The sequence below is a fragment of the Tabrizicola caldifontis genome, from assembly GCF_004762095.1.
GTDB lineage: Bacteria > Pseudomonadota > Alphaproteobacteria > Rhodobacterales > Rhodobacteraceae > Tabrizicola > Tabrizicola caldifontis.
The window spans coordinates 86,160-110,770 of the sequence record NZ_SIJH01000002.1; the positions used below are offsets into that span (position 1 = coordinate 86,160).

General features: G+C 66.5%; 25 protein-coding genes. 16 read left to right on the forward strand and 9 right to left on the reverse strand.

All coding sequences use genetic code 11. From position 1 onward, the window contains the following. Positions 1-14 precede the first annotated feature (14 nt). A complete protein-coding gene (locus EYB42_RS01985; protein WP_135447643.1) occupies positions 15-347 on the forward strand; it encodes a hypothetical protein in 333 nt (110 codons plus the stop codon). Between the two features lie 295 nt (positions 348-642). Beyond that, the gene (locus EYB42_RS01990; RefSeq protein ID WP_135447645.1) at positions 643-1,656 is read left to right on the forward strand and encodes a hydroxyacid dehydrogenase; all 1,014 of its coding nucleotides are present in this window, start codon (positions 643-645) and stop codon (positions 1,654-1,656) included. 91 nt (positions 1,657-1,747) lie between these two features. Here EYB42_RS01990 and EYB42_RS01995 read toward each other — a convergent pair whose 3' ends face one another. Continuing rightward, complete coding sequence (locus EYB42_RS01995) at positions 1,748-2,182, reverse strand: DMT family transporter (RefSeq protein WP_135447647.1); 435 nt, start codon at positions 2,180-2,182, stop codon at positions 1,748-1,750. Between the two features lie 176 nt (positions 2,183-2,358). Here EYB42_RS01995 and EYB42_RS02000 point away from each other — a divergent pair, with 176 nt between their 5' ends. From EYB42_RS02000 to EYB42_RS02035, 8 genes are all read left to right on the forward strand, one after another. After that, positions 2,359-3,276: a LysR family transcriptional regulator gene (locus tag EYB42_RS02000; protein WP_135447649.1), complete on the forward strand. Its 918-nt coding sequence runs from the start codon at positions 2,359-2,361 to the stop codon at positions 3,274-3,276. Next, positions 3,273-4,316 (forward strand): hypothetical protein, encoded by a 1,044-nt coding sequence (locus EYB42_RS02005; RefSeq protein WP_135447652.1) that lies wholly within the window; start codon positions 3,273-3,275, stop codon positions 4,314-4,316. The genes EYB42_RS02000 and EYB42_RS02005 overlap by 4 nt, the downstream gene beginning before the upstream one ends. Positions 4,317-4,444: 128 nt before the next feature. Continuing rightward, positions 4,445-5,602, forward strand: a complete 1,158-nt coding sequence (locus tag EYB42_RS02010; RefSeq protein ID WP_135447654.1) for an ABC transporter substrate-binding protein — start codon at positions 4,445-4,447, stop codon at positions 5,600-5,602. Positions 5,603-5,755: 153 nt separating this feature from the next. Next, positions 5,756-6,742, forward strand: coding sequence for an ABC transporter ATP-binding protein (locus tag EYB42_RS02015; RefSeq protein ID WP_135447656.1), 987 nt, complete (start codon positions 5,756-5,758; stop codon positions 6,740-6,742). A gap of 208 nt (positions 6,743-6,950) precedes the next feature. Then, entirely contained in the window at positions 6,951-7,889 is a 939-nt protein-coding gene (locus EYB42_RS02020; protein ID WP_205909947.1) for an ABC transporter permease, read from the forward strand. Continuing rightward, positions 7,879-8,685, forward strand: a complete 807-nt coding sequence (locus tag EYB42_RS02025; protein WP_135447660.1) for an ABC transporter permease — start codon at positions 7,879-7,881, stop codon at positions 8,683-8,685. Before EYB42_RS02020 ends, EYB42_RS02025 begins: the two co-directional genes overlap by 11 nt. 31 nt (positions 8,686-8,716) lie before the next feature. Next, positions 8,717-10,141 carry a gamma-aminobutyraldehyde dehydrogenase gene (locus EYB42_RS02030; protein ID WP_135447981.1) on the forward strand — a complete coding sequence of 475 codons (1,425 nt, stop codon included), beginning with the start codon at positions 8,717-8,719 and terminating at the stop codon, positions 10,139-10,141. 323 nt (positions 10,142-10,464) lie between these two features. After that, a complete protein-coding gene (locus EYB42_RS02035) occupies positions 10,465-11,205 on the forward strand; it encodes a metallophosphoesterase (protein WP_135447662.1) in 741 nt (246 codons plus the stop codon). A gap of 47 nt (positions 11,206-11,252) precedes the next feature. On the opposite strand, the gene EYB42_RS02040 is transcribed toward EYB42_RS02035, so the two are convergent. After that, complete coding sequence (locus EYB42_RS02040) at positions 11,253-11,474, reverse strand: hypothetical protein (RefSeq protein WP_135447664.1); 222 nt, start codon at positions 11,472-11,474, stop codon at positions 11,253-11,255. A 182-nt stretch (positions 11,475-11,656) separates the two neighbouring features. Between EYB42_RS02040 and EYB42_RS02045 the strand changes: the two genes are divergently transcribed. Then, a complete protein-coding gene (locus tag EYB42_RS02045) occupies positions 11,657-12,217 on the forward strand; it encodes a DUF2585 domain-containing protein (protein ID WP_135447666.1) in 561 nt (186 codons plus the stop codon). Here the strand turns inward: EYB42_RS02045 and EYB42_RS02050 are convergent. Then, positions 12,214-13,314 carry an MFS transporter gene (locus EYB42_RS02050; RefSeq protein WP_135447668.1) on the reverse strand — a complete coding sequence of 367 codons (1,101 nt, stop codon included), beginning with the start codon at positions 13,312-13,314 and terminating at the stop codon, positions 12,214-12,216. The genes EYB42_RS02045 and EYB42_RS02050 overlap by 4 nt on opposite strands. A 127-nt stretch (positions 13,315-13,441) precedes the next feature. Between EYB42_RS02050 and bktB the strand changes: the two genes are divergently transcribed. Then, the gene (gene bktB / locus EYB42_RS02055; protein WP_135447670.1) at positions 13,442-14,605 is read left to right on the forward strand and encodes a beta-ketothiolase BktB; all 1,164 of its coding nucleotides are present in this window, start codon (positions 13,442-13,444) and stop codon (positions 14,603-14,605) included. Here the strand turns inward: bktB and mnmH are convergent. Then, on the reverse strand, positions 14,602-15,657 hold the full coding sequence (mnmH, locus tag EYB42_RS02060; protein ID WP_135447671.1) for a tRNA 2-selenouridine(34) synthase MnmH: 1,056 nt from the start codon (positions 15,655-15,657) through the stop codon (positions 14,602-14,604). The genes bktB and mnmH overlap by 4 nt on opposite strands. Before the next feature lie 24 nt (positions 15,658-15,681). Then, entirely contained in the window at positions 15,682-16,428 is a 747-nt protein-coding gene (locus EYB42_RS02065) for a DUF1013 domain-containing protein (RefSeq protein WP_135447674.1), read from the reverse strand. A 125-nt stretch (positions 16,429-16,553) separates the two neighbouring features. On the opposite strand from EYB42_RS02065, the gene EYB42_RS02070 reads away from it, so the two are divergent. Further along, positions 16,554-17,192 carry a ribonuclease T2 family protein gene (locus tag EYB42_RS02070; RefSeq protein ID WP_135447676.1) on the forward strand — a complete coding sequence of 213 codons (639 nt, stop codon included), beginning with the start codon at positions 16,554-16,556 and terminating at the stop codon, positions 17,190-17,192. A gap of 283 nt (positions 17,193-17,475) precedes the next feature. Here EYB42_RS02070 and trhO read toward each other — a convergent pair whose 3' ends face one another. Next, the gene (trhO, locus tag EYB42_RS02075; protein WP_135447678.1) at positions 17,476-18,378 is read right to left on the reverse strand and encodes an oxygen-dependent tRNA uridine(34) hydroxylase TrhO; all 903 of its coding nucleotides are present in this window, start codon (positions 18,376-18,378) and stop codon (positions 17,476-17,478) included. A gap of 101 nt (positions 18,379-18,479) precedes the next feature. Between trhO and pncA the strand changes: the two genes are divergently transcribed. The 3 genes from pncA to pncB all read left to right on the forward strand — a co-directional run bounded on the left by pncA (position 18,480) and on the right by pncB (position 21,233). Further along, positions 18,480-19,085: a bifunctional nicotinamidase/pyrazinamidase gene (gene pncA / locus EYB42_RS02080; protein WP_135447680.1), complete on the forward strand. Its 606-nt coding sequence runs from the start codon at positions 18,480-18,482 to the stop codon at positions 19,083-19,085. Continuing rightward, on the forward strand, positions 19,082-19,846 hold the full coding sequence (locus EYB42_RS02085) for a DUF6782 family putative metallopeptidase (RefSeq protein ID WP_135447683.1): 765 nt from the start codon (positions 19,082-19,084) through the stop codon (positions 19,844-19,846). Before pncA ends, EYB42_RS02085 begins: the two co-directional genes overlap by 4 nt. Positions 19,847-19,940: 94 nt before the next feature. Next, complete coding sequence (gene pncB / locus EYB42_RS02090) at positions 19,941-21,233, forward strand: nicotinate phosphoribosyltransferase (protein ID WP_135447685.1); 1,293 nt, start codon at positions 19,941-19,943, stop codon at positions 21,231-21,233. Positions 21,234-21,378: 145 nt separating this feature from the next. Here the strand turns inward: pncB and EYB42_RS02095 are convergent, their stop codons facing one another. From EYB42_RS02095 to EYB42_RS02105, 3 genes are read right to left on the reverse strand one after another with little or no spacing between them, the layout of a single operon-like run. Beyond that, positions 21,379-22,287: a phosphotransferase enzyme family protein gene (locus EYB42_RS02095; protein ID WP_135447687.1), complete on the reverse strand. Its 909-nt coding sequence runs from the start codon at positions 22,285-22,287 to the stop codon at positions 21,379-21,381. After that, on the reverse strand, positions 22,284-22,706 hold the full coding sequence (gene arfB / locus EYB42_RS02100) for an alternative ribosome rescue aminoacyl-tRNA hydrolase ArfB (protein WP_135447689.1): 423 nt from the start codon (positions 22,704-22,706) through the stop codon (positions 22,284-22,286). Before arfB ends, EYB42_RS02095 begins: the two co-directional genes overlap by 4 nt. Further along, entirely contained in the window at positions 22,616-24,592 is a 1,977-nt protein-coding gene (locus EYB42_RS02105) for a caspase family protein (RefSeq protein ID WP_135447691.1), read from the reverse strand. Before EYB42_RS02105 ends, arfB begins: the two co-directional genes overlap by 91 nt. Positions 24,593-24,611 lie beyond the last annotated feature (19 nt).

The window sequence follows — 24,611 nt, forward strand, 5'->3', positions numbered from 1 at the left end:
CAGGAGACCCGGCCATGCCCAAGCCTGAAACGCCGGTCGAGGGTTTCCTCGCGCCCCTCGCCCGCCATGCCCGCAAGCTGCCCGACCTGGAGGGGCTGGTCTTCTGGGGCGGCGCGGGGGGCTGGGACGCCTACCCGTCCGAGGCGCTGGAAGCCGAAGAGATCGCCTTCTATGCCGAAGGCCTGCTGCTGGACGGGTTCCGCATGCAGTGGTCCCTTCTTGCGACAGCCGACATGCCCGACCGGCCCGACCACCTCCGGCTGGAGTTCTGGCAGGATGACAGCCCCGCTCCGCCGCCGCCGAATGGCTGGGTCGTGCTGGAGCGGGCAGTCTGGACCGGTGCCTGACCGGCCCTTAGGCGACCTGCCGCTGCGCGGAAGGCGGTAATCGGCTTCGACGGGGAAAGGGCCCTGGCCGACGATCTGCTCGATCATGCCCCAGGGCGTCGACTTGGCGTGCAAAGGCAGGGGGCCAGACCATGCGCCTGCCCGCGCCGGCATTCTGCCGGACATGCTAAATGCCTGATGGCATCATATCCGTGGCACAGTGCACATCCGAACTGCGCAGCCGCTTGCCTGGCCACTGTCGCCCGGCCCGGCGTCCCCCTATGTTTGTGCAGGAACAGCCCGAAGGATCCTGCCGATGCGTGTGCTTTACGACCCGGAACCCCGCACCACCGACGACATCTTCACCCCGGAAGACCTGAAGGCGTTCCGCAGCCGGAATCAGGTGACCGAATGGCAGGGCGAGGATCGTGACGCATTCTATGCAGCCCACCTGCCCCGGACCGAGATCCTGATCTCGCAGCAGCCCATGGGCGCAGAGCGGCTGGCCCTGGCTCCGGCCTTGCGCGCCATCTTCAACGTCGAAACCAATTTCCTGCCGAACATCGATTACGAGCAATGCTTCCGCCGCGGCATTCATGTGCTGGCCCCCGGTGCAGTCTTCGCCGCCCCCGTGGCCGAAATGGCGCTGGGAATGGCGCTGTCGCTTGCCCGCAACATCCACGGCCAACACGCCGCCTTCCTGAGGTCAGAGGAGAAATGGCTGTTCGAGGGCAACCGCGAATCGGAACTGCTTGCGGGCTCGACCGTCGGCATCATCGGTTTCGGCGATCTGGGCCGCGCGCTGCACCGGCTGCTCGCCCCCTTCGGCTGCCGGGTGCAGGCGCATGACCCATGGCTGCCCGCCGGCCACCTCAGGCGCCTTGGCGTCGAGCCCGTCGATTTCGATACGCTCATGTCCGGGAACCGCTTCGTCTTCGTCATGGCGTCGATCACCACGGAAAACCGTGGCATGATCGACGCCCGCGCCCTGTCGCTGATGCAGCCTGGGGCCATGCTGCTGCTGATGTCCCGCGCGGCCGCGGCCGATTTTCCCGCGCTCTGCGCCGCTGCCGCCGCAGGCCGGATCCGCGTGGCAACCGACGTCTTTCCGGTCGAGCCGCTGCCCAAGGACGACCCGATCCGCCACACGCCCAACATGCTGTTTTCCCCGCACCGTGCCGGTGCCCTGAGCTTCGCACTCAGGGAAATCGGCACACGCGTGCTGGAGGACATGGACCTGATCGCCCGCAACCTGCCGCCGGTCTCATGCCGCAGGGCGGAACGCGAAACCGTCGCCATGATGCGGTCAAAGCCGGTCGATCGTTCCTGACGTGGTGCAGGACCAGGCCGCTTGTCGCTGACCTGGTCACTCCTCGCCGGGCCTCCGACGAGGAGACGATGTCGAACGCAGAGGCTGCCCGCTAGAGCCGCGACAGCACCAGCCCGCCCAGAACCATCGCCGCCGCCGCAATCCGCGTGGGCGTGATCTCGCGAACCGCCATGCCCAGCGCGCCGGTCGCGTCGATCACCAGCGCCGCCGCCATCTGCCCGAAGACCAGCGCCGCAACCAGGGTGACGACCCCCAGTGACGCCACACCCCAGACGGCCGCGAACACATACCAGGCGCCAAGGACGCCGCCCGCAAGGGTCCAGACCGGCACGGCGGTCAGCCTTGCATAGGCCCCGCCCTGCCCCTGAACCAGCGACGCTACCAGCAGCACCAGGAACCCCACGCCGAAGGATACCGCCGCCGCCGGTACCGCTCCGCCCAGCCCGCGCCCCAGCGCCGCGTTGATCGGGGCCTGCACCGCAATCGCCACCCCGCCCAAAGCCACTGCCGCCACTGCCCACCACATGCCTGCCTCCTTCGCTGAAGTGTGCAGGCAACCACGCCGCCGGCGGGACGACAACCTGCCCGTTTGCACGCTTGCCCTGCGCAGCGGAATGGGCAGACTGGCAGCATCCCCGTTTGCGCAGGCAACCCTTTCGGCTGCGCAAGGCGAACCCCCGGCGCCTGCCAGCAGAGACCCGCATGGCCTTCACCCTTCGCCAGTTGCAATTCTTCGTCGCCGCCGCCGAGGCCGGTTCGGTTTCCGGCGCGGCGCGGGCCCTGTCGATCAGCCAGTCCTCTGTGACCGAGGCGATCCGCAGCCTGGAAGACGACCTTGGCGTTATCCTGTTCGACCGGCAGGCGCGCGGGTTGATGATAACGCACAAGGGGTCGGCCTTCCTTCGCCATGCCCGCAAGATCCTTGCCGATGTCGCCAGTGCGCGCGCCGCCTTCCAGACCGAGGCCGAGGCCGCCACCGGCCGGCTGTCGCTGGGCGTCACCAGCCTGGTCGCGGGCTATGTGCTGTCCGACATCCTGTCGCGCTACCGCCGTGCCTTCCCCCAGATCGAACTCAACGTGATCGAGGACAACGGCGACTATCTGCAGCATCTTCTGATCGGGGGCGAACTTGATGTGGCGGTCCTTCTGACTTCGTCGGTCAAGGACCGGCTGGCCCTGAACGTCGAGACGCTGCTTGTGTCGCCCTACCGGCTCTGGCTGCCGCTTGGTCACCCGCTTGCGCATCAGGAATCGATCACGCTGGAGGAACTGGCCGGTCAGCCCCTGATCCAGCTGATGGTGGACGAGATCGAGGAATCGACCCGCCGTCTTACGGCCGCCCTGCCGGTGAAACCGCAGATCACCTTCCGCACCCGCAGCGTCGAGGCGGTGCGGTCGCTGGTGGCCACCGGCGCGGGCCTGGCCATCCTGCCCAGCCTTGTCTACCGCCCCTGGTCGCTGGAAGGCGACCGGATCGAGATCCGCGATGTCTCGGGCGACCTGCCCACGGTTCAGGTGGGCCTTGCCTGGCGCAAGGGGGCGCCCCTTTCGGTGCCGGCGCACAACTTCGTGCGATCCGCCCAGGTCGGCATCCCCGCGCGCAGCGGGGCCTCGCCGTGAGAATCCTGCTGCACATGGGGCAGGGCAAGACAGGCACGACAGCCTTGCAGCAGGCCCTGCATGGGGCGCGCGCCGGGCTGGCGCAGGCCGGGGTGTTCTATCCGGCTTTCGGCGGAACCGAGTTCACCCACCATCTGCTGCTTGCTCTGGTCGAGGATCCTGCGCGCCTGCCCGCCGCCTATCTTGCCGCCAGGGGTGGCGCCGAGGCGGTCGTGGAACGTGCATGGCAGGCCTGGAACCGCGCCTGCGCCCGGGTCCGGGTGGACCGGCCCGCCGTCCTGGTCCTGTCGAGCGAATTCCTGATCCAGCACACCGGGGGTCCGGCGAAGCGGCGCCTTTGCGGGCTGCTGTCCGAACTGTCGGACGACATCAGCCCCATTCTCTACATCCGTCACTCCGTCGAGCATTTCCGGTCGCGGCTGCAGGAGTGGCTGAAGGTCGAGAAGCGCCCCCTTCCCCCCCTGCGCGAAGCCCTGCGAGATGCCATTTCCGATACCGAGGCCGCCTTCGGCCGCCCTGTCGTGCTGCGCCCCTACGATCGCCGCGTCCTTGCCGGCGGCGATATCGCCGCCGATTTCGCCGCCAGCTTCCTGTGCGGGCACGCCCCGCCCGACAGCCTGACCGGCAGCATCGTCAATCCGGGGTTGTCGGCCGAAGCACTTGTCCTGATGTTCCGTCTGCGCGCTGCCGCGGGGGCCACGGTGGAGGCCGCCCGTCAGGTTGCCTGCCTGATCCGACCGCTGACCGACCTCGATCGCGAAGACCCCCCCGAACTGCCGCTGACCCTTCACCCCGGGGTGGCGGCGGCCGTCCTGCGGTCTTCCGACTGCCACCGCTGGCTATGCCAGACCGGAAGGCTGGCTATTCCCGGCATGGACCCCGCACAGATCGACGGTGCGCCGCTGCCGGGCTGGCTGCTGGCCGCCCCGCCGGACAGGCTTTTTCCGCATGATCCGCAGCGCCTGAACCGCCTGGCAGGGCGACTGCGCAGCCTCTGCCCCGGCCTGATGGACGGTCTGTCCTGCAACCCATCGGAATAACCGATATCACTCATAAGCGTTTTGCATTTGCGATTTCTGCGCAGTTGCCTAGCCTACTGACATGACCGGCACACCGGCACATCGCCTCTGCCGCCACGCGGACGCGGTTCATCCACAGGGAGTCTGATATGCAATCCATTAAACTCATGGCCACGACGGCTCTTTGCGCGTTGACCGGCCTTGGCCCTGCCCTTGCCCAGATCACCGAGATCGGCGCCCCCGAGGGGCAGGTGAACATCGTCGCATGGCCCGGCTACATCGAACGCGGCGAGACGATGAAGGAATTCGACTGGGTCACCAAGTTCGAGGAAGCCACCGGCTGCAAGGTCAACGTCAAGACCGCCAACACCAGCGACGAAATGGTGGCGCTGATGAACGAAGGCGGGTTCGACCTGGTCACCGCATCGGGCGATGCCAGCCTGCGGCTGGTGGCAGGCGACAGGGTGCAGCCGATCAACATCGACCTGATCCCGTCCTGGAACACGGTGGACGACCGCTTGAAGAGCGCACCTTGGCACACGGTGAACGGCGTGCACTACGGCGTGCCCTACATGTGGGGGCCGAACGTGCTGATGTACAACACCGAGGTATTCAAGGAGCCGCCAACCTCGTGGAATGTGGTGTTCGAAGAGATGACGCTGCCTGACGGCAAGTCGAACAAGGGGCGGGTGCAGGCCTATGACGGCCCGATCCACATTGCCGACGCCGCGCAGTATCTGATGTTCCACAAGCCCGAACTGGGCATTACCTCGCCCTACGAGCTGAACGAGGAACAGTACAAGGCCGCGCTGGACCTATTGCGTCAGCAGCGCAACCTGGTCAGCCGTTACTGGCATGATGCCTTCATCCAGATCGACGACTTCAAGAACGAGGGCGTCGTGGCCTCGGGCTCCTGGCCATTCCAGGTTAACCTGCTGAAGGCGGATGGTCAGCCGGTGGCCTCGACGATCCCGCAGGAAGGCGCCACCGGCTGGGCCGACACCACGATGATGCATGTGAATGCCGCCAACCCGAACTGCGCCTATCTGTGGATGGAGCATACACTGTCCTCGAACCTGCAATCGGATCTCGCGGTCTGGTTCGGCGCCAACCCCAGCGTGCCGGCCGCCTGCACCGATGGTCGCGGCATGTCCACCGCCGAAAGCTGTGCGGCGAACGGGATGAACGATTTCGACAAGATCCGGTTCTGGACCACCCCGGTGTCGAACTGCTCTCAGGGCGAAGGGGCTTGTGTGCCCTATTACCGCTGGGTGTCCGATTACATCGGCGTGATCGGCGGGCGCTGATGCGCCCCCTTGCCCCCCTTGCGCAAGCAAGGGGGGATATTAGCCGGGCCTGAAGCCCTAGCCCTGCCGGCCGACCCCTGCGCCTCCTACCCCCCTCGTCGGGGGGTAGGGTGGGATGGGGGGAGCCGGGTTCAGATTGCGTGACCCGTTTCCATGACCGCAGCCGTCGAATTCCAGAATGTCTCCCGCCACTTCGGCAGTGTCCGTGCCGTCGATGGCGTGGACCTGACCATCGCCGAAGGCAGTTTCTTCGCCATGCTCGGGCCGTCAGGCTCGGGCAAGACCACCTGCCTGCGGCTCATCTCGGGATTCGAAAAGCCGACATCGGGCACGATCCGCATCTTCGGCGAAGATGTCTCCTCGGTTCCGCCGCATCTGCGCAACGTCAACACGGTGTTCCAGGACTATGCGCTGTTTCCGCACATGAACGTGCGCGACAACGTGGCCTACGGGCTAATGGTCAAGGGCATGGGCCGCGCCCAGCGCCATGCAAAGGCCGAGGAGATGCTGGCGCTGGTGAAACTGTCCGGCTACGGCGACCGCAAGCCCGCGCAGCTGTCGGGCGGGCAGCGTCAGCGTGTGGCGCTGGCCCGCGCCCTGGTGAACGAGCCGCGCGTGCTGCTGCTGGACGAGCCACTGGGCGCCCTTGACCTGAAGCTGCGCGAGGCGATGCAGGACGAGCTGAAGGCCCTGCAACACAAGCTGGGGCTGACCTTCGTCTTCGTCACCCACGACCAGCACGAGGCCCTGTCGATGGCCGACCATCTGGCCGTCTTCAACGAGGGGAAGATCGCCCAGATCGGCACCCCGCAAGACATATATGACCGCCCTGCCACGCGGTTCGTGGCGGATTTCGTCGGCTCGTCCAACGTGCTGCCGCCCGAACTGACCCGCGCGCTTGGCGGACCGCCGCAATGGGCAAGCCTGCGCCCCGAAGCGACGAAGCTGGCCGCAACCGGGCCGGTCTCGGGCCCGGTGACGGCGCTGCGCTACCTGGGATCCGGCACACGGGTGGTGATCCGGGCAGGCGAAACCGAGATCGCCGCGCTGGTCCCCGCAGGCGAGCCGGTGCCGGCCGAGGGCGAGATCCGCGCCATCGCCTTCGCGCCGCAGGCCCTGCATCTGATGGGAGAAGCGTGATGCGCGGCGCCAGGACCATCCGTCGCAGGGGGCGCTGCCCCCTCGCGCCTTGCGGCGCTCACCCCCGGGATATTTCGGAACGGAAGAAGTATGGCGGGATGCGGCTTCTTCCGTTCGCAACTATTCCCGCCAGAGGCTGCGGCGCCGGGCAGGGGCGCACAGGATCGGAACCGGGTATACGGGCAGCATGCTCGGGGGAGGGTCGGCGATGAGCGCGCCGGCAATCCTGCCCGCAAGGGGCGCGGCCGACCGGCTGACCGGTGTCTTCTGGCGACGGCCGAACCTGCTGCTGCTTATCCTCGTGACCCCGCCACTGCTTTGGCTGGGGGTGGTCTATCTGGGCTCGCTTGCGGCGCTGCTGCTGCAAAGCTTCTACTCGATCGACGAATTTTCCGGCGTGGTGAAGGAGGAATTCACGCTCAAGACCTATGCCGAACTGTTCCGCGCGCAGAATCTGGACATCATCCTGCGAACCGTGGTCATGGCGGCAGCGGTGACGCTGGCCTGCGCGATCCTGGCCTTCCCCATTGCCTATTTTGCGGCGCGATACGCGCGCGGCCCATGGAAGGCCGCCTTCTACCTGGGCGTCATGCTGCCCCTTTGGTCGAGCTATCTGGTCAAGGTCTATGCCTGGAAGCTGATCCTGGCCAAGGAAGGGGTGCTGACCTGGGCCGCCTCGGGCACCGGCACGGGCTTTCTGATCGACGGGATCCTGTCGATCCCCGGGCTGGAAGGTTCGTCCCTGTCCACCTCGCCCTTCGGTACCTTCCTGGTCTTCGTCTATATCTGGTTGCCCTACATGATCCTGCCGATGCAGGCGGCGCTGGAGCGGGTGCCCAACTCGATGCTGGAGGCCTCGGCCGACCTGGGCGCCACAAGGGGGCAGACCTTCCGCACGGTAATCCTGCCGCTTGCCATGCCGGGGGTGATCGCGGGGTCGATCTTCACCTTCTCGCTGACCCTGGGGGACTACATCATCCCGCAGATCGTGGGGAATTCCTCACGCTTCATCGGCCTTGCGGTCTATCAGCTGCAGGGCACCGCCGGGAACATTCCGCTGGCCGCAGCCTTCGCGGTCGTCCCCATCGTCATCATGCTGATCTACCTGACGCTTGCAAAACGTGCGGGGGCCTTCGATGCGCTCTGACAGGCCCTCTCTGCTGCTCAAGATCACGGCGATCGGCGGGCTTCTGTTCCTGCACCTGCCGATCCTGTTCATCTTCCTTTACGCCTTCACCACCGAGGAACGCACCTACCAGTTCCCGCCCCCCGGCCTGACGCTGAAATGGTTCGGTGTCGCCTGGGAACGGCCCGACATCTGGCCGCCGCTCTACCTGTCGCTGAAGGTGGCGGCCATCGCCACGCTGATGGCCATGGTTCTGGGCACGCTGGCCGCTGCCGCGATGAGCCGGGCGCGGTTCTTCGGGCGCGATCAGTTGTCCTTGCTGATCATCCTGCCCATCGCCCTGCCGGGCGTCATCACGGGGATGAGCCTGCGGTCGGCCTTCGGGATCATGGACATCCCGTTTTCCACCTGGACCATTGTGCTGGGCCACGCGACCTTCTGCATCGTCATCGTCTACAACAATGCCGTCGCCCGGATGCGGCGCCTGTCGGGCGGGATCATGGAGGCCAGCGCCGACCTGGGCGCCAATGCCTTCCAGACCTTCCGCTACGTGCTGCTGCCCAACCTGGGCTCGGCCCTTCTGGCCGGGGGGATGCTGGCCTTCGCGCTGTCGTTCGACGAGGTGATCGTCACCACCTTTACCGCGGGCCAGCAATCCACTCTGCCGATCTGGATGCTGAACGAGCTGGTCCGCCCGCGTCAGCGCCCTGTGACCAATGTCGTCGCGATCGTGGTCTTTGCCGCCACCTTCATGCCGATCCTCATCGCCTACTACCTCACCCGCGGCGGGTCCGAGACCGCCGGCATGGGCAAATAAGGGAGGAAACCCCATGACTCTGCACCAATCCATCCACACCCAGTTGCTCATCGGGCCCAACTTCGAGACCGGCCAGGAAACCCCCGAGCCGATCCTGAACCCCCGCACCGGCGGGCTTATCCTTGAGGTGCCCGAGGCATCGACCGCCCAGGTCGATCGCGCTGTCGCCGCCGCCCGTGCGGCCTTCGACAGCTGGTCGCGTACCACGCCGGCTGAACGGTCGGCCGTGCTGCTGGCCATCGCCGACCGGATCGAGGCCGAAGCGGATGCCTTCGCCAGCCTCGAGGCCCTGAACTGCGGCAAGCCGATCAATGCCGCCCGGAACGATGAAATCCCGGCGATCGTCGATTGCTTCCGCTATTTCGCCGGGGCGGTGCGCTGCATGACCGGCACGGTGGCGGGGGAATATCTGTCGGGCCACACCAGCATGATCCGTCGTGACCCGATCGGCGTCATCGCCTCGATCGCACCGTGGAACTATCCGCTGATGATGATGGCCTGGAAACTGGGCCCGGCCATCGGGGGCGGTAACACGGTGGTGTTCAAGCCCAGCGAACAGACGCCGCTAACCGCACTGAAGCTGGCGCACATCCTGGCCGATGTGCTGCCGGAAGGCGTAGTGAACGTGATCGCCGGGCGGGGCCACACGGTGGGGAACCATCTGATCAACCATCCGCAGGTGGACATGATCAGCCTTACCGGCGACGTGGCCACCGGCAAGAAGATGCTGGATGCCGCCGCCAAGACGGTGAAGCGCACGCATCTGGAACTGGGCGGCAAGGCCCCGGTCGTGGTCTTCGACGATGCCGACATCGGCGCGGTGGTCGAGGGGCTGCGCGCCTTCAGCTTCTACAACGCCGGGCAGGACTGCACCGCCGCCTGCCGGGTCTATGCGGGCAAGAAGATCTATGAAAACGTGGTAGCCGATCTGACCGCAGCAGCATCCTCGATCGTGCTGGGGGACGAGGACGACACCAGGAACGAGATCGGCCCCCTGATCAGCCAACGCCAGCGCGACCGGGTGGCCAGCTTCGTCAACCGCGCGCGCGAGTTGAACCACATCCACATCACCACGGGCGGCGAGGCGATGGACCAAGGCTTCTACTACAAGCCCACCGTCGTTGCCGGCGCCAAGCAGGACGACGAGATCGTCCGGCGCGAAGTGTTCGGGCCGGTGGTCTCCGTCACCCCGTTCAGTGATGTCGAGGAAGCCGTGACCTGGGCCAACGACAGCGATTACGGTCTGGCCTCATCGGTCTGGACTAAGGACGTGGGTCGGGCGATGGCGACAGCGGCGCGGCTGCGCTATGGCTGTACCTGGATCAACACGCATTTCATGCTGACCAATGAAATGCCGCATGGCGGGCTGAAACAGTCGGGCTACGGCAAGGACATGTCGGCCTATGCGCTGGAGGATTACACGGTCGTCCGGCATGTGATGGTCAAGCACGGCTGACGGCGCTTTCCGGTTCGTTGCCCTCTCCGCGCCGGATGTCACCGGCGCAGAGAGGTTGCGGCCTCCAGAGGCAGACCGCATCCGCCAGGCCATGCGTCATGCAGTGGCAGGTCCGCGTGCCTGACGAATGGGGCGCCGGCAAATGACCTGCCTGTTGCGCGCTCCGGTCGGGTGCTGGTCATCCACTTTATTCGTCTGCCTTGCACGCACCGGTTCGGGCCGGTTCGCCCGACTGTCCGTTTCCGGCTGGACATCCGGTTTCGCCGCTGGTTCAAGGACCGCCGAGTTCCGTTTCCCTGCCACATCACACGGGATCCCGCGCCATGCAGCACCTTTACGCCATAGGAGACATCCATGGGCACCTGGATCTGCTGCGGGCCGCGCATGACCTGATTGCCGCTGACATGGCCCGCCATGGCCCCGGCCCGGTGATCCATCTTGGCGACCTCGTGGATCGCGGGCCGGACAGCCGAGGCGTGATCGACTTTCTGATTGCCGGGCTTGCCCAGGGCCACGACTGGATCATCCTGAAGGGCAATCACGACCGGATGTTTGCCCGCTTCCTTCGCGATCCCTGGGAACCCGAACCAGGCCTGCGGGCGGAACTGTCCTGGTTGCACCCACGGCTGGGCGGGGCCGATACCCTGCGGTCCTATGGCGTGGCCAGTGCCGGCGACCGGCCGGTGGAAAAGGTCCATGCCGAAGCGGTCGAGGCCGTGCCGCAGGCGCATGTCGACTTCCTGACCGCAAGACCGACCCTGCATCTTGCGGGAGAGGCGGCCTTTGTTCATGCCGGAATCCGCCCCGGCATTGCCCTGTCGGAACAAACCGAAACCGATCTTGTCTGGATCCGCGATCCCTTCCTGACGGCAACCGAAAGCTTCGGGCCGCTGATCGTGCATGGTCACACGGCGCTGGACCAGCCGACGCATTACGGAAACCGGCTGAACCTTGATTCCGGCGCCGCCTATGGCGGGCCGCTTTCCGCCGTTGTGATCGAGGGGCGCGAGGCATGGCTGCTTGCGCCGTCCGGGCGGCAGAAGCTGGCCATTTCACGGGGCTGAGATCAGTCTTTCGCCAGCCAAAGCCCATGCCCGGACCCGATCAGGGGTCAGGGGTGTTCCCGCCGGATCAGCCGCTTGACCGAACGCAGCCCCAGATAGCCGAAGACAAGGCCAGCAAGGCCCACGACCTCGACCAGCGCAGGGCCGGACGGCATGCCGCGCACAAGCAGTGCCACAGCCATCAGGGCAAGACCCCCGACCGAAACACATAGCCAGAACCAGAGTTCGCCCCTGCTGGGTCCATAGCGGTAGGGGTTCTTGCCGGTCATTCCAGTCTTCCGTGGCGAAGCTTTTGCCGGCGTGGCACGCGGGCATGGCATCCTTTTCAGGATAGGGCTGAAGGGTGGAAGGCAAGTCCTTGCCGGGCCGCAACAGCCAAAGCGGATGGCAACCGGTGCGGCCAGGCCGCATGCGTATGGACGCTGCGGCCCGCATGTGCTTCCGTCGCGCCATGACCGGACGCCAGACACCCGCCCTTTTCGTGGCAGGAACCATCCTGCTGACCGCTGCATGGCTGTTGTGGATCGGGCGTGAACCGATCTGCCCCTGCGGCCATGTCAGCCTGTGGCATGGCGATGTCGCCAGCGCCGAGAATTCCCAGCACCTGACGGACTGTTATACCCCCAGCCACATCATTCATGGCTTCCTGTTCTACGCCGGGCTGTGGCTGGTGGCGCGGCGGCTGTCCTTTGGCTGGCGGCTGTCGATCGCCACCGCGATCGAATGTCTTTGGGAGATCATCGAGAATTCCGACGCGGTCATCGAACGCTATCGAACGGTGACCATTTCGCTGGACTACTATGGCGACAGCGTCATCAACACGGTTTCGGACGTGTTCGCCATGCTGCTTGGCTTCTGGCTGGCCGCCCGCCTGCCGGTCTGGGCCACGGTCGCGCTGATCGTGCTGTTCGAGGGGGCGACGATCTGGATCATCCGCGACGGGCTGGCGCTGAATATCCTCATGCTGCTCTGGCCGCTTGACTGGGTAGCGGCATGGCAGGCGGCGCGCTAGGCGCGCATGCTGCGCATCGACAGTGCTGCGGCAAGGCCCAACGCAAGGGTGACCCCGGCCAGGATCCAGAAGAAGCCGCGTTCGCCCATGCCCGCCATGATCGGCGCCAGGATCAGCGGGCAGGCGATTCCGCCGATCAGGCCCGAGGCGATGATGGTGGGCGGCACGCGCAGGTCGTCGCCCATCTTGCGACTGGCGGTGACATAGAAGCCGGGGAAGAACATGCCCGCAGGGGCGCCGATCGCGACGAAGAACAGGGCGGGCGAGACAAGGATCGCCCCCAGCGCCAGCACCGCTGTTGCGACGATGGACAGCGTGTAAAGCAGGAAGGGCGCGATCCGGTGGGCAAAGAACACCAGGGCCACCCGCGACAGCAGGAACACCACGAAGAAGGCGCTGAGAAGCTCGGCCGCCCTCGCCTCGGTCTCTCCCGCGCGGATAAGGGCGCTCGGTCCAAGGCCGATCAGGCAGGCTTCCAGCCCGATGGCCATGGCGCCGAAACTCATGATCACCCAATGCGGGCGGAAGGGCCGGGTTTCGCCCGGCGGCGCGGCTGCCGTGCGCCCCGCCGGACCGGCAAAGACCCAAACCACAGCCGCGAAGGCGGCCGTCAGCCCGAAAGACCAGCGCGGGTCGCTGCCAAGCGCCACGAAGATCAGCGGTGCCGCGATGGCACCAACCCCGAAGGTGGCGTTCAGCATGCTCAGCATCGAGGGGCCAAGGGTTCCGAATGCGCGCAGGACGCGCGGGTTGAACACGGCAGTGGACATTCCATAGCCCGCCCCGAAGACCACCGCCCCGGCGATCGTGACCCACCAGCCGATCAGCAAGGCCATGATGCCCGCGCCAAGCGCCATCACCGCCAGCGCATGCCGGGGCGTGACATGGGCGCCCCTCAGGTACATCAGCCCCACGCCCAGAAAGCAGCCCACCCAATGCGCCGAGACCAGAACCCCCGCCTCGGCAAGACTGACAGCGAAGACGCGCGAAAACGCAGGCAGGGCGGGGCCGTAAAGCGACTGGCCCGCCCCCATCATCACGAATGTCGCCACCCCTGCGACAAGAAGGCCGGCGTTGGCCCGGATCAGCTCTTTCACGATCGGCTCCTGCTTGCCGGCAACGTCTCCCGCGGCTGTCGGCCGCTGTCAATGACAGCCGTGACGCAACGTCGACTCTGCGCCCGCGCGGATTTCGTGCATTCTGGGCCCACGGACGGAGGCCCCCATGACCGACATTCACATCCTTTCCGCGGCCCGCACCGCCATCGGCGGCTTTGGCGGGTCGCTTGCAGCGCTGCCGCCCATCGACATTGCCACCCATGCGGCCAGGGCCGCGCTGGCCCGCGCCGGGGTCGAGGGCGGGCAGATCGGGCAGGTGCTGATGGGCCATGTGATCAACACCGAGCCGCGCGACATGTATCTTTCCCGCGTGATGGCGATGGGTGCGGGCGTGCCCGAGACGGCCCCGGCAATGAACGTGAACCGGCTGTGCGGGTCGGGTGCACAGGCGGTGGTCTCGGCCACCCAGACGCTGATGCTTGGCGATGCCGACATGGCGCTTGCGGGCGGCGCGGAGTGCATGAGCCGCTCACCCCATATCCTTCCGGCCGCGCGCTTTGGCCAGAAGATGGGTGATGTCCGTTCACTGGACATGATGACCGGGGCGCTGACCTGCCCGTTCGGCACCGGCCACATGGGGGTGACGGCCGAGAACGTGGCCATGAGCCACGGGATCAGCCGCGCCGATCAGGACGCCTTCGCCCTGGAAAGCCAGGCCCGCGCCGCCCGGGCGATTGCCGAGGGCCGGTTCCGCGACCAGATCGTTCCCGTCCAGATCGCGGGCCGCAAGGGCACGATGATCTTCGATACGGACGAGCACCCCAAGGCCACCAGCCCCCAGGCGCTGGCCGCGCTGAAGCCGGTGTTCCAGAAGGAGGGCACGGTGACGGCGGGCAATGCGTCCGGCATCAACGACGGGGCAGCCGCGCTGGTTCTTTGCCGGGGCGACCACGGCGGCCGCGCGCGGGCGCGGATCATGGGCTATGCCCTGGCCGGGGTGGACCCGAAGGTGATGGGGATTGGCCCGATCCCGGCGGTGCAGGCCCTGTGCCGCAAGCTGGGGGTCAGGCCGCAGTCCTTCGATCTGGTGGAATCGAACGAGGCCTTTGCAGCGCAGGCGTTGGCCGTCAGCCGCGCGCTGGACCTGGACCCTGCCCGGGTGAACCCGAATGGCGGCGCCATCGCCCTTGGCCACCCGGTGGGGACGACAGGGGCGATCCTGGTGGTCAAGGCCATGCACGAGCTGGAACGGACAGGCGGTCGGACCGCGCTGATCACCATGTGCATCGGCGGCGGCCAGGGCATCGCGCTGGCCATCGAGCGTGGCTAGACCTTCGCCAGTCCCAGCACCGCTTCGGCGATCCTTGCCGCAAGCCCGGGCAGATCGCCCGGTGCCAGCCTGTCGGCCGTGACTTCCGCTGCCGGCGCCGGCATGCGCGCCCGGTGCCGGCCATAACGCGGGTCGTAGTGCCGTTCCATCAGGCTGTCCGCCAGCACCTCGAACGCACCTGCGGCGGCCATGGCCTGCCAGTCCGCGATCACCTCGCGCGGGTGCAGCGGTTGCAGCAGGCCCACGACCTGACCCAGCCTGACCCGGTCGGCGGTCAGGTCGGCATAGGCCCGGGCCAGATAGGCCGCGCGGGCCGACCGGGGCGCGGCAATTGCGACGCGGGGGGCCGCGACCATCGCCTTCCACAGCATCGGCGGCAGCCGGCAATTTCCGATCTTCGAGCTTTCCGCCTCAACCACCACGGGCCGCGCCGGATCCAGCCCGGCCAGCGCCTGGGCAAGGGCCGCCTCGAAGGCCTTCTGCGAAGGCTGCGGCCCCAGCGCACCGAAGAGAGAGCCCCGATGCCGCGCCAGCCCTTCCAGATCTATGGCCTGCACCCCGAAGCCGGGCAGAAGGTTCAGAACCTCGGTCTTGGCAGATCCGGTATTGCCATCCAGCACCACCACCGGCGCACGAACCGGGGTGTCATAGACCTCGCGCACCACCAGCGCCCGCCAGGCCTTGTAGCCGCCGGCAAGCGTTTCCACCCGCCAGCCGATCTGCGACAGGATGGTGGCGAACGATCCGGATCGCTGCCCGCCCCGCCAGCAATAGACCAGTGGACGCCAGCCTCCCGGCCGGTCGGCCAGCGGCCCCTCCAGGTGCCGGGCAGCGTTCTTCGCCACCAGCGCCGCGCCGACCTTGCGCGCGGTGAAGGGTGAAACCTGCTTGTAGATCGTGCCGACGCGCGCGCGCTCCTCGTCGTCCAGCACGGGAAGCGAGATCGCGCCGGGCAGATGATCCTCTGCATATTCGGCAGGCGACCGGACGTCGATGATGTCATCGAAGCCCGGCGCGGACAGATCGGTCAGAGAGGTCAGGGTGATGGCCATCACACCTTCCTGCCTGGGCCGGTCTCAGCGGCGATGATCGTCATCGTCCTCGTCGTCGTGCCCACCAGCAGGCAGGTTGAAGAAGCTGTCGGCGTCCGAGAAGTCGGCGGGCGAGGACGTATCCTTCTCTTCGTCGCCGAACACTTCAAGGCCCGTCGGCACCCTGGGTTCCGGCGCCATGCCCAGCGACTGTTCGGTAGACACCAGCTTGCGCCGTTCGTCATCCGACATCACCACGCCTTCCGCCGCTTTCTTCCGCGCGGCGGCCTGCACCGCAGCATCCAGTTCCGACTGCTTGCACAGGCCCAGCGCCACCGGGTCGATGGGCTGGATGTTTGCAATGTTCCAGTGCGTGCGTTCGCGGATCGACTGGATGGTGGGCTTGGTGGTACCGACAAGCTTGCTGATGGCGCCATCGGAAAGCTCGGGGTGGAACTTCACCAGCCACAGGATCGCGGCGGGTCGGTCCTGGCGTTTCGACAGCGGGGTATAGCGCGGGCCGCGGCGTTTTTCCTCGCCCTGGGCGGCGGGGTTGAACTTCAGCTTCATGCGATACAGCGGGTCGGCCTCGGCGCGCTTGATCTCGATCGGGTCCAGCTGGTTGTTGGCGATCGGGTCGAAACCCTTGACCCCGGCCGCCACGTCGCCGTCGGCGATACCCTGAACTTCAAGCTCGTGCAGGCCGCAGAAATCCGCGATCTGGGCGAAGCTGAGCGTCGTGTTGTCCACCAGCCAGACGGCGGTTGCCTTGGCCATGAGCGGTTTCGACATCGGATCTCTCCTTTACAAACCTGTCCCGTGCCGGGAAAACGGCTGCGGGCCTGGCCCGCGAGTTCCACGATTTCGGGGAATTCGATTGCCCATATAGGCCCGGATCGCGCAAAGGGGAAGCGGAAATGCGTGCAGTGCTGCTTTCCCTCGCGGCTTTGTGCTGGTCTGCCGCCGCCCGGGCCGAGGGCGAGCGCGCGGGTGACTTCGACTATTACGTTCTTTCCCTGTCATGGTCCGCCGCCTGGTGTGCGCTGGAGGGCGACGCGCGAAACGATCCGCAGTGCGACCCCGGGCGCGGGCTGACGTTCGTGCTGCACGGGCTGTGGCCACAATACGAAGAGGGGTGGCCCTCGTTCTGCCGGACGGTGGAACGCGACCCCACCCGGGGCGAGACCGCCGCCATGGCCGACATCATGGGCGGGGCCGGGGCCGCCTTCTACCAGTGGAGGAAGCACGGGCGCTGTTCGGGGCTTTCGGCGAACGACTATTACCGCACCGCCCGCGCGGCGCATGACAGCATCGCGATCCCCGACCTCTTCGCCCGCGTCCTTCGCCCCCTGACCCTGCCGGCCAGCGTGATCGAGACGGCCTTCCTTGAAGCGAACCCGGGGCTTCGCCGCGACCAGATCACGATCACCTGCAAGAACGGGCTTATCCAGGAGGCACGGATCTGCCTGACCCGCGACCTTGCGCCCCGGCGCTGTGGTGCCGACGTCATCCGCGACTGCAGCTTGCAGGATGCCCGGCTGGAAGCTGTCCGGTAATGCGGGTGGCGGGATCGATCATCGAAGATGGCGGACTGAAGGAAGCGCCGGAAGCCGGCCTGATGAAATGCGCGATGCCAGGGCGGCAGGGGATCGGCCGGTCGGTCTGGTGCCGAATCGAAGGCTCCGGTCCGGCCTGAAGCCCCCACCGGCAGAGTCCTTTCCCACATCTGCGCGAAATCTGTGGCCGGCTTGCCATGCGGCATCAGCGCGGGATGCGGGAAAAGCGGGATCCGCTGCCGTCTCGCAAGACCCTTTCACCAGCGTGATCGGGTCTGCAAACCTAGCCTCCCAGGTGCTTCCTGCCGCGCTTGGCCGCCAGCTGCATCTGGCGGTGCCGTTCCCGGAAACGGGCGCGGTCGGCTTGCGAATATTCGTTCACGCAGGCCGGGCAGCTGACGCCTTCCTCGTAATCCGCCGAGGCCCGGTCCGCCTCTGCCACCGGCCGGCGGCAGGCCCCGCAGACCTTCAGGCCGCCGGGCACCAGCCCGTGACCCACCGAGACGCGATCGTCGAAAACGAAGCACTGGCCCTGCCAGAGGCTTTCTTCCTCTGGCACCTCTTCCAGGTATTTCAGGATCCCGCCCTTAAGGTGATAGACCTGATTCAGCCCCTGACCCAACAGGTAGTTGGTCGATTTCTCGCAGCGGATGCCGCCGGTGCAGAACATCGCGATGCGCTTTCCTGCAAAACGGTCGCGATTTTCCTGCCACCACAAGGGAAATTCGCCAAAGCTGCGCGTGCCGGGGTCCACCGCGCCGCAGAAGGTGCCGATGGCAACCTCATAGGCGTTGCGTGTGTCGATCACCACAGTATCGGGATCAGCGATCAGCGCATTCCAGTCGGCCGGCGCGACGTAATGCCCGACCCGGGCAAGGGGGTCCACATCAGGCTGCCCCATGGTCACGATCTCGCGCTTCAGCTTCACCTTCATCCGGCCGAAGGGCATTGTTTCGGCAAGGCTTTCCTTCCATTCCAGATCGGCGCAGCCCGGCAGGGCCCGGATCGCGGCAAGGGCCGCGTCGATCCCCTCGCGCGTGCCGGCGATGGTGCCGTTGATCCCCTCGGGCGCAAGCAGAAGCGAGCCCTTGACGCCATGCGATACGCAGACCTCCAGCAGGCCGGGCCGCAGGGCGGCAGGATCAGAAAAGCGGGTGAACCGATAAAGCGCAGCGACGGTCAGCATGGACCCCCTTTGCGCCTGCGCTTCGGGATTTTCAAGCGCTTCGCTTGACGCATGCCGCCCCCGAACCTAGTCAGGGCTGACAAGTGATCGCGGAGAACGCCATGAAACCCGCAACCGAAGCCCTGATCGTCATCGACGTGCAGAACGATTTCTGCCCCGGCGGTGCCCTGGCCGTTGCGGGCGGCGACGAGATCGTGCCGGAAATCAATGCGCTGATGTCAGGGTTCGCGACAGTTGTCCTGACGCAGGACTGGCATCCTGCCAATCACCTGTCCTTCGCCGACAACCACCCGGGCGCCGCGCCCTTTTCGATGATCGACATGCCCTACGGCAGGCAGGTCCTGTGGCCCGCGCATTGCGTGCAGGGCACGCCGGGTGCAGCCTTTCATTCCGGTCTGAACACCGACGCAGCGCAGCTGGTGATCCGCAAGGGTTTCCGCCCCCAGATCGACAGCTATTCCGCCTTCTTCGAGAATGACCGGACCACGCCGACCGGGCTGGAGGGCTATCTCAGGTCACGCGGAGTGACAGAGGTCACGCTGGTCGGGTTGGCCACGGATTTCTGCGTGGCCTATTCGGCGCTGGATGCATCTCGGCTTGGCTTTCGGGTCATCGTGCAAAGCGACCTGTGCCGCGCCATCGACCTGAACGGTTCGCTTGCGGCGGCCCGGGCCGAGATGCTGGCGGCCGGGGTTCTGCTGACATGACGCCTGCACCCGGGCGGCTGGCAGGTTTGGCGATATGCGGGATCATGCTGGGTGCCGGGGCCGGAATGGCCGATGCGATCTGCCTTTCTGCGCCGTATGAGGGCGATCAGGGCAGCCTGCCCGGGCTTCTCCGGGCGCTGAAGGGTGCGCTCGCGCCGCACCCATCGCTGGCCAGAACCCTTGCCGAACAGGCCCCGACGCTTTGCCTTGATGACAGCCTGTTCAGTGAGCAGGCCTATTTCGAGCCCGCGACCAACCGGATCGTGCTGCGCGGCGGGCTGGAGCCCGGCCTGCAGCTGGCAATCCTGATCCACGAGATCCGGCATGTCGAACAGCTCAGCCGGGGCGACTGCCCCACGATCGAAACCTCGTCATCCGAATACATCCGGTCTCGCCTGGCGATGGAGGCGGACGCGGCGGCGATGGGCATCCATGTGGCCTGGGGCCTGCGCGAAGCCGGGCAGCCCGAAGCCTGGGAGGCCTTGCGAAACTGGCCAACGCATGAAGATCTGGCCACCCGCTACGAGGCCGAGATGACGGCCAGTGGCGACGAGGTCCGGGCAATCGGTGCGACCTTCGCGCAGTGGTTCGAACAGGATGAGCGGCGCGGGCTTTATGCCAATGCGATCTGCGCCAACTACCTTGATGCGCTGGACCGGGAAAAGCATTTGCCCGGAACCGGCACCCTGCCGGCCGACTTTGCCGTGCGCCTTTGCGTGATGCCGGATGGACGGCCCTACGACTGCGTCCTGCCACCCTGACGGGCGCGGGCAACATGCGGGGCTTGCCTTGCCCCGTGCCACAGGGGAAAACGGGCGTGGGCCGCGATGGCGCGGCAAGGGACAGGGGGTCGCCATGGTCGATATCGCCACGCGCGTCTGGAACCACAAGTGGAAAATCGACCCGATCGTGCGATCCCTGATCGACACGGACTTCTACAAGCTGCTGATGTGCCAGTCGATCTTCCGCAACAAGCCCGATACGACCGTTGTCTTCAGCCTGATCAACCGGTCCACAAGGATTCGTCTGGCCGACCTGGTTGACGAGGGCGAACTGCGCGAACAGCTGGACCATGTGCGGTCGCTGTCGCTCAGCCGCGGGGAAAGCACATGGCTGCGCGGGAACACCTTCTACGGCAAGCGGCAGATGTTCCGCCCCGATTTCATGGAATGGTTCGAGGGGCTGCGCCTGCCCGCATATCACCTGGAAAAGCGCGACGGTCAGTTCGAGCTGACCTTCGAAGGCCGCTGGCCCGAGGTGATGCTGTGGGAAATCCCGGCGCTGGCCGTGCTGATGGAACTGCGCAGCAGGGCGGTGCTGAACAGCATGGGCCGGTTCGAGCTTCAGGTGCTCTACGCCCGCGCGATGACGCGGCTGTGGGAAAAGATCGAACGCCTGCGCCGCATTGACGACCTGAAGATCGCCGATTTCGGCACCCGGCGGCGGCACGGGTTTCTCTGGCAGGACTGGTGCGTGCAGGCGATGCTGGAAGGGCTGGGCCAGAAGTTCATCGGCACCTCGAACTGCCTGATCGCCAAGAACCGCGATGTCGAGGCGATCGGCACAAATGCCCATGAACTACCCATGGTCTATTGCGCCCTGGCCAACAGCGACGAGGAACTGCGCCAGGCCCCCTACAAGGTGCTGGCCGACTGGCATGAAGAGCACGAGGGCAATCTGCGGATCATCCTGCCCGACACCTATGGCACCGAGGGCTTTCTGCGGAATGCGCCCGACTGGCTGGCGGGCTGGACCGGCATCCGCATCGATTCGGGCGATCCCGTGGTGGGTGCGGAAACCGCGATCCGCTGGTGGCAGGAACGCGGCGAAGACCCGACGAAGAAGCTGGTCATCTTCTCGGACGGACTGGACGTGGAAAAGATCGAAGACCTCTACGCCCGCTTCCACGGCCGGGTAAAGGTTTCGTTCGGCTGGGGCACCATGCTGACCAACGATTTCCGCGGCCTGGTCGCCGGGGATGCGCTGGCCCCCTTCAGCCTGGTCTGCAAGGCGCAAAGCGCAAACGGGCGGCCCACGGTGAAATTGTCGGACAATCCCGCCAAGGCGACCGGCCCGGCCGAGGAGATCGAGCGCTACAAGCGCGTCTTCGGCGTCGGTCAGCAAGAGGTGCAGGAGGTCGTGGTCTAGCCGATCGCGCACAACTTCAGGATCGGTCGCGCACCAACCCCGCCGGTCACCCCCTGCAAGACCCAGGACAAGGATCCTGCCGCCTACGGCACGCCGGTAGCCGCCGCCCAGGGGCGGGGCTGGATAAGCGGCCCTTTGGCCCCCGTCACGCGCGGTTCAGCACCCGTTCGGCGCAGATGACGGCACGTTGCAGGTGACTGCGATGGATGGGATCGTCCGGTGCCAGGCGCGGCATCGTCCAGCCAACCGAAGCAAGCGTCCTGGCCAGCATGAAGGCCTCGACCATCGAGGTGTCGGTCGTGCCATAGCCCTGCATCAGCGCGTCGCGCAGTTGCGGGTGTTCGGGGTGCAGGACGGTCTGCACCAGGGAGGTGCCAAGGTCGTAAAGCCGGAAGCCGTAGCCGGAATCATCGAAGTCGATCAGGGAAACCGAACGGTCGTTCACAAGGACATTCTCGCGCAGGACATCGGCATGGATCAGGCCCGTCTCGCCAGCCAGCCGTTCGCGCAGCGCATCGCGCGCGCGGATCAGCGTGGCGCGCTGGTCGGGGCCGGCTGAGGGATGCTCCCAGAAGCGGCCCCACAGCGGCTGGTCACCGACCAGACCCGCGCGGTCCCACCGTGGGCGGGTAAAGCCCTCGGGCAAGGTCAGCGCGTCCGTCGCACGATGCACGCGGGCAAGCAGCGCGCCCAGCGCGTGGTAGAGATCAAGCACCTTCGGCAGGGGCTGGGTGAAGGGCCTTGCCGCCTCGCCAAGAGCCTCGCCTTCCAGCCAGCGGATCGCCGAGGCATGAAGACCACCGGGCAGGGCCACCAGAAGCCTGCCGTCGTGTGCGGGCAGGGGGGCGGGAATTGGCAGACCCGCCCGGGCCAGTTCGGCGCACCACCACAGTTCCGACCGGATCGCGACGGGCGACTGATAGCCCGGACGATGCAGGCGCAGCGCAGCGCGGCCCTGTGGGGTCACCATCTCGAAGACATGATTCTCGCGGTCGCGGATCAGGCGCAGCACCCGCCCTTCCCAATGATTCGCGGCAGTCTCGACTGGGGTCATTCTTCGTCCTTCACCCGGTTGCGCAGCGCCTTCACCTCGCCGCGCGCAGTCTTGGCGGCGATGCGGCGGCGCTGGCTGCCCAAGGTCGGCTTCGTGGCGATCCGCCGCTTCGGTGCAACCAGCGCAGCGCGGATCAGTTCGACCAGCCTTTCGCGCGCGATCTCGCGGTTGCGGGCCTGGCTGCGGGTGTCATCGACCTGGATCACGATGGCGCCTTCGTTCGTCCAGCGCCGGCCGGCCAGTCGTTTCAGCCGCGCCTTGACCCCCGGCACCAGATGCGGCGAACGGTCGGCCTCGAACCGCAATTCGACGGCGGTCGAAACCTTGTTTACATTCTGCCCGCCCGGACCGGATGCACGCATGAAGCTTTCGGAAAGCTCCCATTCGGCAAGGGTGAGGGTGTCGGTGACATGAAGCATGCGGTGTTTATGGCACCAAGATCCTGCGCTTGCGATGGGGTTTGCCGTTTTTGCCGGAATTTCCCGGGACGTTCTGCGTTGTGCGGCACCTGCACTCTAGTCGCGCGCAACAGTACGCAGCTCCAGTTGCAGGATCGCAGGCATGGGAAAGCATCGTCACCGGCGTCCGACAGGGGCATCGCACCGCGTGTCGTCATGCCGAACCCGGCTTCGGCCAGCACATCGCCAAAGGCCGATCTGCCCAGGCTGCGCGAGCTGTCCAGCGCCGACTGCGCCAGCCAGGACAGATCCTCGACCGGGCTTTGCGGTTTTGCAGGCGTCAGCACGACCAGCATCCGTTCCTGCCCCAGCACCTGGTCCGAGATCTTGAACAGGCCTTCCTTCAGTTCGTCACCCGGCTGAAGCCGACCCGCGAACCAATGGCTGATCGACCAGTCGGCGCCGATGTAAAGGACGTTCACGTCCACCGGCCCGTCGGTGTTGTTCCGCGCAAGCACATGTACCTTATCCTCGGGCAAGAGGGTCGGAACCGGAGTGAAGGGCAGGGGCTCAAGCGTCCGTTCCCCTGGCGTGCGGGTCAGAAATTCCACCTCTACATCCAGATTGCCGGCACCGACCGCCGCCCCCAGTTTCAGCAGGTTCTGCGCCCGGGCCATGGTGGTCAGCATGTCGGCCAGCGTGGCCGCCAGCGTCGCGCCATCCTTGTCGGCAGTCGAAGCCGAGGGGGTCGAGGCGAAGTCCCCGGCAAGTCCCGTCGCGGGCAGCACCCAGATCGCGTCCGGGCGCGGGCTGTCGGACAGGACGGCAAGCCGCAGGTCGGCGTCCTGATCGGCGGCAACGAAATTCAGACGCGGTCCGGCATTTGCCCTCAGCTCGTCCTGCGCCGCCAGCAGCGCATCGGCAGGGGCAGATCCTGGTAGTGGCAGGGCGACCGACAGGGTGAAGTCAAGCGCCTCGTCCAGTTTGCGCAGGGTCACGCCCTTCGGCAGGTCGGCGGGCAGGGTCTTGCCTTCATGCTCGACCGGCTGAGCGGTGGCAGAGAAGGTGTCGACGCTGGTCAGCCGCACAAAGCCCAGCGCCGCGTCGCTGGCATCGGCGGCCGAAGCCATCACCGCCAGTAGCGCGCCTTCCGGCAGCCCGTGCAGGCTGCCCGCCGGGATGGCGAAGCCCGCATCCGTCACCTTGGCCTGCCATTGCGAAACCCTGGCGCCGCCCTCGCCGAAGAAGGCCACCCGATCAAGGTCGCCTTCGAACAGTGGTGTCGATGTCGCCAGGTTCTGCACCGAATATCGACGCAGAATTTCCTGCCCGATCTGACCATAGGTCGCCTGCGGAAATTCGGCCAGAACCTCCATCAGCGTGAAGGTGAACACGCCCTGCGGGCCCGGCTTGCCCCTGGGCATGTTCCGTTCCGGCGTCACCTCATTCGTCCGGGCGGCAAAGAAGGCGACAAGGCTGCCTTCGCCGGTTGTCGCATCGAAGGGCGCCTCGGTCCTGCGCGGGTCGCCGATGCTGCGGGTGGCCAGACGCTCTACTGCCAGCGGATCGATTCCCAGCGCCTCTGGCGGCAGCTGTCGTGTGCGCACCTCTTCATCCGCGCCGTCCAGGCTGCGGGTCACGGTGCCGGAGTGGCAGCTGTCGAACACCGCCCAGACATTCGCCCCTCTGGTGCGCAATCCGTCGATCAGCGCGTTTTCCACCACGCCGATCTGGTTCGACCCGGGTCCGATGTCCGCGGGCAGAAACAAATCATCAAGCCCGTCAAGTTCTGTTGCCGGATCCAGGGCCGGGGCCTGCGTGCCGTGGCCGCAGAAATGGAGATAGACGAAATCCCCCGGTTCCACCTTCGCGGTCAGATCGGCAAAGGCCGCGCGGATCGCACCCAGCGTCGGAAGCGGCGCGCCC